At 71.3% G+C, this 11,642-nt stretch carries 8 protein-coding genes; 2 read left to right on the top strand and 6 right to left on the bottom strand.

Annotation, left to right across the window (positions count from 1 at the left end):
- Positions 1–89 precede the first annotated feature (89 nt).
- The gene (locus tag ACZ4FV_RS32140) at positions 90–404 is read right to left on the bottom strand and encodes a DUF2795 domain-containing protein (protein WP_395860249.1); all 315 of its coding nucleotides are present in this window, start codon (positions 402–404) and stop codon (positions 90–92) included.
- 693 nt (positions 405–1,097) lie between these two features.
- A complete protein-coding gene (gene wrbA / locus ACZ4FV_RS32135; RefSeq protein WP_395860251.1) occupies positions 1,098–1,706 on the bottom strand; it encodes an NAD(P)H:quinone oxidoreductase in 609 nt (202 codons plus the stop codon).
- 113 nt (positions 1,707–1,819) lie between these two features.
- Here wrbA and ACZ4FV_RS32130 point away from each other — a divergent pair, with 113 nt between their 5' ends.
- Positions 1,820–2,443, top strand: a complete 624-nt coding sequence (locus ACZ4FV_RS32130; RefSeq protein ID WP_465323897.1) for a TetR/AcrR family transcriptional regulator — start codon at positions 1,820–1,822, stop codon at positions 2,441–2,443.
- A 284-nt stretch (positions 2,444–2,727) separates the two neighbouring features.
- Here ACZ4FV_RS32130 and ACZ4FV_RS32125 read toward each other — a convergent pair whose 3' ends face one another.
- Complete coding sequence (locus tag ACZ4FV_RS32125; RefSeq protein ID WP_465323896.1) at positions 2,728–3,504, bottom strand: SDR family oxidoreductase; 777 nt, start codon at positions 3,502–3,504, stop codon at positions 2,728–2,730.
- 67 nt (positions 3,505–3,571) lie between these two features.
- A complete protein-coding gene (locus ACZ4FV_RS32120) occupies positions 3,572–4,483 on the bottom strand; it encodes an RNA polymerase sigma-70 factor (protein WP_465323895.1) in 912 nt (303 codons plus the stop codon).
- Positions 4,484–4,690: 207 nt separating this feature from the next.
- Here ACZ4FV_RS32120 and ACZ4FV_RS32115 point away from each other — a divergent pair, with 207 nt between their 5' ends.
- Complete coding sequence (locus tag ACZ4FV_RS32115) at positions 4,691–7,003, top strand: HelD family protein (RefSeq protein ID WP_402233780.1); 2,313 nt, start codon at positions 4,691–4,693, stop codon at positions 7,001–7,003.
- Between the two features lie 491 nt (positions 7,004–7,494).
- Here the strand turns inward: ACZ4FV_RS32115 and ACZ4FV_RS32110 are convergent, their stop codons facing one another.
- Entirely contained in the window at positions 7,495–10,434 is a 2,940-nt protein-coding gene (locus ACZ4FV_RS32110; RefSeq protein WP_395860961.1) for an ATP-binding protein, read from the bottom strand.
- Between the two features lie 305 nt (positions 10,435–10,739).
- Positions 10,740–11,258: a cupin domain-containing protein gene (locus ACZ4FV_RS32105; protein WP_395860259.1), complete on the bottom strand. Its 519-nt coding sequence runs from the start codon at positions 11,256–11,258 to the stop codon at positions 10,740–10,742.
- Positions 11,259–11,642 lie beyond the last annotated feature (384 nt).

Genomic DNA, 11,642 nt, shown 5'->3' with positions numbered 1-11,642 from the left:
CCCTCCCCCCCCCTCCCCCCCCTCCGCCCCCCCCCCCCCCCCCCCCCCCCCCCCCCCCCCCCCCCCTCGCCCCCCCCGGTCGCCTCTCGTCAGGTGTGGTGCTCTTCCGTGCCCAGGCCGAGGGCCCTGCACAGTTGTTGCACGCTTTCGTAGTCGAAGCCGTCCACCGGCAACCCGGCGAGGAGATCCACCAGGTGGTCGGGCGCCGACGTCCCGCGCAGCCGTGCCAGGAGCGCCTCGCGATCGGCGGGGTAGATGTCGCGTCCCAGGTGGCGCGCCAAATCACTTCGTACCCGCACGTCGGTCGCGCTCATCCCGGATGGCGTGCCACCCACACCCGAAGCGCGCTCGACGAGGTCCTCCGGCGCGCCGCTGGGGACGTTGTCATGCTCGTGAGTGGTCATGTCGTGATGCCTACCCGATTCACTGCGATCCGGAATCCCGTACGGCAAACCGGTCGATCCCGCCCCGGACGCGAATCACCCGCATCCCCGCTGCCCACGAGCATCCGTACCCGCGCGCCGGGACGGTCGCGGCCCGAAACCGAGCGCGCACGCGACGACCCACCGGCCACCGCGTTCACCCGGCACCGGACCTGAACCCGTCTCCGGACCCCGGCATCGCGCCGCCGGTCTCCGGGCGAGCGGACGCCGCCCACCGACGGGGAGGACCGGGAACTCGCCCGGCCCGTCGTCACCGAAGCAAGGCGTCCGGCCCGTCCGCATCCGACCGCGTCCGCATCGGTGTCACGCGACGACCCCCATCGGAGGGCGCGGAGCGCCGATACTCGTCCGCCAACCACACCAGTGCCAGGGCCATCCCCTCACCTTCGGCCGACTCCGCCGCCTCTCGCTCCGCTCGCTCCGCGAAACGATGCGGACCGAACCCGTTCGTCCCCATGACGCACGTCCCTTCACCCGGCCGGTCGCCCGTCCCGGGCGCCTCCAGCAAGGCTGTCCACGTCGGCCGCGGACATGCACGACGAATATCGAAATTGCGAGGAAAGGCCGGCGAAGCCATCCAACCGGGCTGGGGTGTCCCGGATTTCGCATCCCGCGCTCGCGCGCGAACACGGGTGCGCACATGCGAGGCGGCGCCTACGCGGCCTGGCCGGCCAGGAGCTTTCGGGTCACGGTGGTCAGGCGCGCGCCCTGGTAGCGGGCGGCTTCGAGGATGTTGTCGCCGGGCTCGCCGGCCCCGGAGGCGTGCGCGGTGCCGTACGGGTTGCCGTTGGCGCCGTACACGACCGGGTCGGTGTAGCCCGGCGACACGATCAGCGAGCCCCAGTGGTGCAGGGTGTTGTACAGCGCCAACAGCGTCGACTCGTTGCCGCCGTGCAGGTTCGCCGCGCTGACGAATCCGGTGGCCGGCTTGTCGACGAACACGCCCTGCTGCCACAGCCCGCTGGTCGTGTCGATGAACTGCTTGAGCTGCGAGGAGATGTTGCCGAACCGCGTCGGCGAGCCGAACGCGTAGGCGTCGGCCCACACGAGGTCGTCCAGCGTGGCGACCTCGACGTCCCGGGTGGCATCGAGGTGCGCGCGCCATGCCGGTACGGAGTCGACGACCTCGTCGGGCGCGAGTTCGGGCACCCGGCGCAGGCGTACCTCGGCACCGGCCTTCTCCGCTCCTTCGGCGACGGCCCGGGCGAGTTGGTGGACGTTGCCCGTGGACGAGTAGTAGACGACGGCGATCTTGGTGGTCATGGCGAAACCTCCGGCAGGACTAATCGGATTGCTATCCGCTTCGACGAGGAGTCAAGCGGATAGGAATCCGTTTGGCAAGTGGGAAGCGGATGACTATCCGTTAGGCTGCGATCATGAGCCCACCGCCCCGCATCGATCTCCCGATGGCCGAACAACCTCCGCCGGAACGGGCCGACGCCGCCCGCAACCGTCGCCGGATCCTCGATGCCGCCGGCCGGATCGTCGCCGAGCAGGGCCCCGACGCGCTCACCATGAACGCGGTCGCGCATGCCACCGGGATGGGCGTCGGCACGGTCTACCGCCGGTTCGGCGATGTGGCCGGCCTACTGTTCGCACTCCTCGACGAGCGCGAACAGGTCTTCCAGGCCGCCTTCCTCTCCGGCCCGCCCCCGTTGGGCCCGGGGGCGCCCGCCGCCGACCGCCTGCGCGCGTTCCTGCACGCACTCGTCGATCGCGTCGTGGAGCAGCACGCGATGCTGTTGGCGGCGGAGGTCGCCGATCCGTGCGCGCGCTACACCAGCGCGCCCTACCGTGCGATGCGGATCCACACGGCGATGCTGATCGCCCGGCTGCGGCCGGACGCCGACGCCACGACCATCGCGGACTTCCTGCTCGGCCCGTGCGGACCGAGCCTGCTGCACCACCTGCGCACCGACCGAGGACTGACGCCCACGGAGATCAAGCGGGCACTCGACCAGACGCTGGAGCTGTACGGTCTCGACGCACGCCTCGACTGACGGGCACGCGTCATCGGGCCACGAGTCGCCCACGCCCGTCGACGTCCCGCCCACAGGCCCGCCCCACGCACCGGTCCGGGCCGCCCGGAGCAGCTCCTCGCGGACGTGTGGGGTGGTCGCGGACGGGCTCGGGACCCTCCGGCACGAGCTCTTCGTGCACCTGCCGGAGGGCCCGCGCCCGATCAGGTCACGCCTTCGGCGAGAACGGGCAGGCCGAGACCGCCCGAAAGCAAACCGAGGCGACCCGCGGGACCGAAGCCCGCGCCGCGCTCAGCGGGTCGTGTTCAGCCGTCCAGCTTCGCGGCGAGGTACTCCTCCCACGTCCTGACGCCCACCGCGTTCTCCCGCGTGACCAACCCCCCGGCGCGCAGTCCGGCGCCCGCCTTGCCCGGGACCCGCACGGGCAGGACCCACCGCCGCTTGCCCACCGCCTTCAGCCAGGAACGAGCCAGGTCCCCCGCCTGGTACACCCGCGGCCCGCCCAGGTCCGCGACCCGCCCGGCCGGCGCGCCCTGCGCCAACTCCACCAGTCGGTCGGCCACTTCGCCCTGGTCGACGGGCTGGCACACGGTCTTCGACGGGACCATGACGAAGGGCGTCCTGGACGACAGGCCGAACACCTTGTGCAGCAGCTCGGGGAACTGCGTCGCGCGCAGATTGCTCCACGGGATACCGGACTCGGCGAGCAACCGCTCACCCTCGATCTTGATCTCGTAGTAGGAGTACGGGATCCGGTCGATGCCGACGATCGAGATGTTCACGATGTGCCCGACTCCGGCCCGCTTCGCGGCGCCCAGCAGGTGCCGCCAGCCGGGAAGGTCGTGCTTCGGCTTCCGCGTGTCCGACGCGCAGTGGATGATCGTCGCGACGCCGTCGAACGCCGCGTCGAGACCCTCGCCGGTCTGCAGGTCGGCGGTCACCCAGGTGACCCCCGCGTCGTCGGGCAGCGCCGCCCTGCGGGTCATCGCGCGCACCGGCAGCCCGGTGCGTCGGACCCGATCCAGCACCTCGCGCCCGAGCACACCGGTCGCGCCCGTCACCAGGATCACGTTCTCGCTCATCGGTCCTCCTCGCTACGGGGACGCCGCACCGTCGCGACGTCGCCCTCGTCAGCAAGGAACCGGACGGCTATGCGTTACGTGACAACTCTCGGCATTGTTCTTCGAGGAATTTCAGCTTCTCCGGATTGCGGACGATCCGCACGCCCGCGATGCCCTCCGCGCCGAACTGCGCCACCGCCACGGTCGTGAGCGCCCCGCCCTCCCAGCCCAACAGCGCCGCCTCGCCGTTGACCTCGGCGAAGCCGAATTCCGTATCGGACGAGAAGCGCTCCACCAGACCCAGCAGGAACCGGGCCACCTTCTCGCGCCCGGAGACCGGTCGCGTCGACGCGGAGACCTTGCCACCCCCGTCGGTCCACGTCACGACGTCGTCGGCGAGGAGCGACTCCAGTTGCTCGAGCGCCCCCTCGGCCGCCGCCGTCAGGAAACGCGCCAGCAGGTCGGAACGCACCTCCGCGGAAGCCTCGAAGCGCGGCCGCCCGGACACCAGATGTTGCCTCGCCCGCCGGTAGGTCTGCCGGGAGTTGGCCTCCGGCCAGTCCAGCACCTCGGCGATCTCCCGATGGCTGTACCCGAACGCGTCCCGCAGGACCACGACCGCCCGCTCCGGCGGCGACAACCGTTCCAGCATCACGAGCATCGCCATCGACACCGCGTCCCGCTGCTCGGCGGTCTCCAACGGCCCGAGCGCCCCCGCGTCCGTCCGCACCGGCTCGGGCAACCACGGCCCGACGTACTCCTCGCGCCGCGCCCGCGCGGACGTCAGCCGGTTGAGGCACAGATTCGTCAACACCTTGGCCAACCACGCCCCCGGCACCTCGATGTGTCCTCGATCGGCCGCGTGCCAGCGCAGGTACGCGTCCTGCACCGCGTCCTCGGCCTCGGCCGCCGACCCCAGCATCCGGTACGCGATCCCGAACAGCCGCCCCCGCTGCGCCTCGAACTCCGCGGTCGGGTCGGGGAAGGCGTCGATCGTCACGAAATCCACCGTACCGCCGGCCACCGCGTCGTTCGTCCTCGGCGTCTCCACGGCCGCCGTGGCAACGAGAAAGCCCCGGACGTCCTGACGTCCGGGGCTCTTATTCAAGGTATATTGGATGGTTCTGAATACCGGTTTTTTTGCGGCATTCAGGAATCTCAATGAAGGCATAATACCCGTCCGGGAGACGAATTGTCAAACGCCGAATTGCGATACGAGCAGGAATTCGTCGACGCGCTCTACGCACGCCTCGCGGACCTGCGTGCCCAGGCGGAGGCCGCCGTGACGAGCGCGCTCGGGCGCGAGCACGACGGCACCCGGCAGGCACGCGTCGAGCGGGACATCGCGGTCTTCGAGCACTCGAGCCTGCGCGCGGCATTCGACGCCGGCGCCAACGGCCTGTGCTTCGGGCGATTGTTGTTCCGGGACGGCGCCGACCATCACATCGGACGGATCGGAATCCGTCGCGACGACGCGGAACACACTCCACTGATCATCGACTGGCGCGCCGACGTCGCACGACCGTTCTACCTCGCGACCGGGCACACTCCGATGGGCCTGCGCCGGCGGCGGCACATCACCACGTCCGGGCAGCGGGTCACCGCGCTGCACGACGAGATCCTCGACCTCACGGACGACACCCGCACCGGCTTCGAGGGCTCGGACGCCGACGCGGTCCTGCTCGCGTCGCTCGACGCCCGCCGCACCGGGCGCATGCACGACATCGTGCAGACCATCCAGGCCGAGCAGGACCGCATCATCCGTGCGCCGCACCGCGGCATCCTCGTGGTCGAGGGCGGCCCGGGCACCGGCAAGACGGTCGTCGCGCTGCACCGCGCGGCGTACCTGCTGTACGCCAACCGTGAGCACCTGACCCGCCGCGTCGTGCTCGTGGTCGGCCCCAACCCCGCCTTCCTCGGCTACATCGAGGACGTCCTGCCCTCGCTCGGCGAGACGGGCGTGCAGTTCGCCACACCCGGCGAGTTGTTCCCGGGTGTCACCACGACCGCCGTCGACACCCCCGCGGCCGCCGAGGTCAAGGGTCGGGCCGCGATGGCCGAGGTGCTCGCCCGCTTCGTGGCCGACCAACAGACGGTGCCCGAGACGCCGTTGGTGATCGGACACGACGACGGCGACCTGTTCCTCGACGCGGGGATCGTTCGGGCCGCCCGGAGCAAGGCACGTGCGACGCTGTTGCCGCACAACCTCGCCCGCGCGGCGTTCGCGTCGCGGGTGATCGACGGCCTCGCCGAGCAGTTGGTCGACCGGCTCGGCGCGGACCCGTTCGGGGGGCCGAACTTCCTCGGCTCGGAAGAGGTCGCGCAGTTGGCGATGTCGGTCGCCGAGAGCCCGGCCGTGCAGGCGGCCGTCGACGAGCTGTGGCCGCGCCTGACCCCGCAGACGTTGCTCGCGGACTATCTCGCCGAACCGGTGTACCTGTCCGACGAGGACGCCGCGGCGATCCGGCGGCCGGCCGCGTACGACCCGGTCTTCGGGACGTGGACCACCGACGAATGGACGGTGGGCGACGTGCCGTTGCTCGACGAGGCCGCCGAACTCCTGGGTGAGGACGACTCGTTGGCACGGGCCGCGGCGGATGCCGAGCGCCGGCGGCAGATCGCCTACGCGCAGGGCGTGCTCGATCTGTCCTACGGCTCGCGTACGCAGGAGTTCGAGGACCGCGACGACGAGGAGTCCGAGGTGCTGAGTGCGCACGACCTCGTGGACGCCGAGCGCCTCGCCGAACGCCAGGAGGAGCTGGACCACCGCACCTCCGCCGAGCGCGCGGCGGCGGACCGCACCTGGGCCTACGGCCACATCGTGGTCGACGAGGCCCAGGAACTCTCGGCGATGACCTGGCGGTTGCTCATGCGGCGCAGCCCCACCCGGTCGATGACCCTGGTCGGCGACCCCGCGCAGACCTCGGAGCCGGCCGGGTGCGGATCCTGGGAGCGCATCCTGGTGCCGTACGTCGAAGGTCGCTGGGAGCGGGTCCGGCTGGGCGTCAACTACCGTACGCCGACCGAGATCATGCAGGTCGCGGCCGACGTCATGCGTGCCGCCGACCCGGGCTTCGAACCGCCGAAATCGGTGCGCTCGACCGGTGTGAAGCCGTGGTCGCACCACACCGGGGACCTGCCGGGGGCTGTGGCGTGGGCCGTCGCGCACGAGGGGGTCGCCCCGGAGTCGGACCCTGGGGACGGGGCCGCCGGCCGCGATCCGCAGGTTCCGGCCGAGGGACGCCTCGCGGTGATCGCGCCGCGTGACCTGATCGACGCGGTGGCGACGGCGGTCCCGCACGCCGAACGAGGCGTCGAGCCGGACCTCACCCGGCCCTTGGTGCTGCTCGAGCCCAAGCAGGCCAAGGGCCTGGAGTTCGACGCGGTGATCGTCGTGGAGCCGGCCGCGTTCGCCCTGGCCGACCTGTATGTGGCGCTGACCCGCGCGACACAGCGACTGGGCGTCGTGCACACCCGCGACCTCCCGCCGGGACTCGCCGGTCTCACCCAGGCGGGGTGACCGGCCCGGCCGGGGCGAGGTGACCGCAGCGCGCGGGCGAGATCCGTCCCGCCCGCGCGCATGCGTCCCGCGCCATCCCCGGCCCGCTCGCCGCCGGCAAACGCGGAATCCGCACCGGCCACCACCCCATCCGCCCCCGATGCCGCCGACGTCGGGGCAGATCGTCCCCACTCGCTGCGCGTACGGGTCGTCTCGGCGCGTGCCCGAGCCGTCCAGAGCACGACGGGCCCGGCCGCCCGGGGCGAGCGCGACGGCCATGGCCTAATCGGTCGGATCACCCCCGGCGCCCGGTTCCAGCACCGCGTGATGCCGCGACCGCACCACGACTTCGTCCACATCGCCCCCCTGCTCACCATCGTTCTCGGCGGCGATACGCGTCACCGCAAAGGTGGTTGATCACCTTCAGGGGGCTGCGCGCCCGAACTCCGGGCGGCCACGCGCGTCGCGGAGGTGCTCCGCCGGGCGCCGCGGGGATCGCCTCGGCGCCCGCGTCACACGCCGGCCTTGAAGCGTTCCGCCAGCTTTGTCGTGGTCCAGTTCAGGAATCTTCCGCGTTCGGGTGTGTCCGCACACGCGATGCGGAAGGCCCGCTTGATGGCCTCGGCATTGACTGCCCCCGCGACGGTGGCGACCGCGTCGTGCAGTCCGCTGCGGAACGGGTTCCCGTACCGGGCGATGTTCGAACCCGACCAGTAGAAGGGCTTCTGCCACAACTCCTGCAACTGGCCGGCGGGCGTCGCGCCGGTCAGCCGCAAGCCCCGGCGGGCCCACTCGGCGCTGTCCGGGTGTTGCCACGGCGTGCTCGGATCGGCCTCCTTCGCCGCTTGCAGCGCGTCCTTGATGTCCTGCCAGCGGAAGGTCCCGTAGGTGAGGGCTCGCGGATCGACGGCCTGCGGTTCGGGACCCCGGTCGCAGCGGTGGGCGAGCACGGCCGCGAGCCGGCCGGCGAAGTCGTCCGGATCGATATCGCCCGACATGACCTCCACGCGTGCGGCCGCCGCGCGTTCGGCCGCGTACACCAGGGTGCAGTGCAGCTCGCGGTCGTCCAGGTCGCGCAGTCGCCGAAGGAGGGGTTCGCCGGGTCGCAACGAACCCTGCATGGTCACGATCACGACCGCGTTGGCCTCCGTCCACAGGACCAGTTCGGGATCGCCGGCCGTATGGGCGCAGTGGCTCATGACGCGCAGCGTGCATGGCTGTTCGGCGCAGGCGGTGCCGCACAGTACGCTGCGTCGGCCGCGCAGCGGTGGGTCGGTGGCGACTCCGTCCTCGCTCTCGGACCCTTCGCCGTACGGCATGGCGACGAGGACGGGCACGTCCATGCCGTCGGTGGCCACCGCCGCATGCCCCGGAGGCAGCGCCACCACCCGTTCGTGCTGGGTGCCTTGCAGGTTCACCGCGCCGCCGACCATCGCGCGGTCATCGGCGGCCGGGAGCCGATGGATGATCTTCAACGCGCTGTTCTTTACGACGTCGGACAGGATCTTGTTGGGGATCTGTTCGACGACCACGACGCCTTCGCCATAGGCGCGGATCTCGGCGAGCAGACCGGCGAACAGTTCCGCGGCCGCGAGGGAGATCCGGTTGCCACCCGCCCGCAGAAGGCGGTGGGCCTCTTCGACGACGGTGACATGACGCAGCCTGCCGGGCACGGCGGAATCGGTCCGCACCCGCAGATACTCGACGATGCGGATCAGGACCGTGCCGATGACGAAGGCCTTGTCCTGGTCATTGGAGATGTTCTCGAGTTGGAGCACGACGTTGCCTTCGAGCAGCGCGGCGATGTCGAGCGGGTGTCCACCCTGGAAGAAACGGCCGCACGCGCCTTCGCGAAGGCCGCCGATGCGGACGTCCACAAAGCCTCGGACATTCCTGGTGACCTCGCTGCCGTAGCCGATCGTCTGTACCACGTCGATCGCGGCCGTGCGGAGATCGTCGAGCGTGGGATAGCGCGCGGCGCGCGGGACGTCCGGCTCGTCCACCAGGAACTTGGGTTTGTACGGCGGGCGTTGCTCCCCGCCGACCACATCCCACCCGGAGTCGCGATAGCACTTGCTCATGGCTCGGGCCAACACCTGCGGCAACGGCTCGTGCGTGTCGAATGCCGCCAGGAAGAGTGCCCGTGCCAGGTCCATGTGGCTCTGCAGGGGAAACCCGGGTTCGGGCTCCAGCGGATTCAGTCCGGCCGGCGCCGTGTCGGGGTCGCCGGGGCGGATGACGGTCACCCGGTGATCGGGGCCGAGCCGGCCGGCCATCCGGGCGTACTCCGCCTTGACCGGCTCGATCACCAGCCACGGCACGGGCTGGGGGTGTCTGGACAGTTCACCCAGGAGCGAGCGTACGGTCTGGGACTTGCCCGAACCCGTCGCCCCGCAGACGAACGTGTGCCTGTTGAGCGTCGACCGCGCGACCCGCATGGGTCCCATCGGGGTCTGCGTCTCGTCGAGCGCGTCACCGATCAGGAACGCGCCGTCATCGAGCTCCGGGTAGGTGAGACCGAAGGTGTTGGGCGGGAACATGTGCAGTCCCGCCGTCTCCAGGACCGGCGGGCGCGCGAGCGCCCCCAGGAACTCCGTCGTGGCGGTGAACGGCCAGGTGCCGCCGCTCACCGGGTCGGGTCGGCGATCCTCCGGTGCCGCCCAGCTCCCGGCGAGGTCGCTCACACCGCGTGTCGGTGTGAGCAGGAACGGTTGGTCGGTCACATCGGCGGCACCGCACAACAATCCCGCGGCGGCATGTGCCGTCGCGGGGTCCGCGGCTCCGACCAGGATCCGGACGTCCCACATACCGGTCGCCCGCGACCGGGCCAACGCACGGCGTCGCTCGGCGTCGCGCTCCATGACCGCCTGGTCGGTCCGGGCCGGCGGCACGAACAGATCGGCCGGGTCGGGACCCGCCCAGTCCAGCACCTCTCTGGGCACGGGCTCGGCGATCACCAGCCACGCGAACGGCGTGTCGATGTACGTGGCGGCGGTGTCCAGGATCGGCCTCGGCCCGCCCACCGGCCGCGAAGTCGACAAGGTCTGGGTCCACAACATGTCGGGGGCGCCGACACACCGCACCCAGTACGGCAACGCCTCGAGCATGTCGGCGACTTCGCGCTCGGGGAGCGACATGACGCGCGCCCCGCGCGGATACGCGACCCTGCCGTGCCCACCGACCGGCTCGGTGCCGCCGGCGGGCGGAAAGTACGGTCTGCCGCCCATCAGGAACCGCAGTGGTCCGCCCGGCGTCGACCGTACCCAGGCAACGGACAGGGCAGGCGGTGGGCCGACGAGCTGGGTGGCCAGCCTCGCGTGCGCCGCGGTCAACGCCGCGAAGGTGGCCGCTTGCGCATGCCGCGCCGCGCCCGAACCGATCGCTCCGAGGTCCGGATCCGCCGTCGCCTTCGGCAGGGCGAGCAGTTGATGGAACCGAAACCCGTGATACACGCTTTCCAAGCGTCGCTCTCCTCGCGTCCGCGCATGCCAAGGTCACCGGGCGCGGACCGGACGCCCTGGCAGGTCTCCTGTATCCCCTCATTCAAGAGCACCGGCGGCGGCCGAGCTATCCCTTTGGCGCGGCATCTGCGGCACCCGCGGCACTCGCGGCACTCGCGGCACCTTCGGACGCGGCGACACCGAGGAAGTCGCGCCGGAGCCCAGGCTCGGGAACGAGACCGGGAACCGGGCCGCGACTCCGGCGCCGTCCCCGGTCGGGACCGCTGACGGACCCCGGGACCCGAAGTCCGGCCGGGTCATCCGCCGGGTGGCGGGGTGAGGTGGTAGCGGGCGATGACGTCCGGCAGCCAGTCCGGGTGGCCGAACTCGAGGCCGTACGCGGCGCCGAGTGCGGCGAAGTCCTCCGGGGCGGGCGGGCCGTCGGCGAGCAGGTCCGCGATTTCGCGGAAGAAGTGCTCGAAGCCGGCCGGGCTGATCACCTCGATCATGCGGGCCGGGGTGGAGCCGGCGTTCCACATCGTGTGCATTTCGCCGCGCGGCTTGGTGATGTAGCCGCCCGCGCCGAGGACGGTTTCGCGCTCACCCGAGCGGAAGCCGATCTCGCCCTCGGTGACGATGGAGTACTCGTCCTCGCGAGTGTGCAGGTGCGGGGGCACGAGCGCGCCGACGGGGAACGGGTGCTCGACGATCGAGACACTTCCGCCGGTGTCCCGGCCCCAGAGTTTGAAGGCGACGCCGATGCTGCCGAGGTCGCCGTCGGCGCCTTCGCCGGGCCGGACGATGGTCAGGTGAGGTGCCGGAGTCGTGCCGCTCATGGCTGCGGCCTCCTTGGGAGATTTACCGATGGAAAGGTGTTCCTCCAATATTCGAGTCTGCTCCTTTTGCGTCGTGTTCGCAGGACCGGCTCACGCGGCGGGTGCTGCCACGCCGGACGACCGGGCCGATCGCGGACCCCGCGGAGCGGCCGTGGGCGGCCCGGTGGACCTGTACGGGTGTCATCGCTCCCCGCGCGGACGCTCGCGCTCATCCATCCGCCGGCGGTCGCGGTGCGAGGAGCGCTGCCTGACCGAAAACTCGGTCACCGATCCGGTGCGTGACACATCGGCGATGTCCCGGCGATCCCAAGGGTGTTCATCTACGGGACGGAATCCGGCGTGCGGAGTTCGCCCGTCGGCGGGCATCGCGGTGCCGCGCGTTCA

This window comes from Embleya sp. NPDC025285 (genome assembly GCF_055558835.1).
Note: the sequence above shows the minus strand (reverse complement) of the source record. Positions and strands in the feature narration are given on the sequence as shown.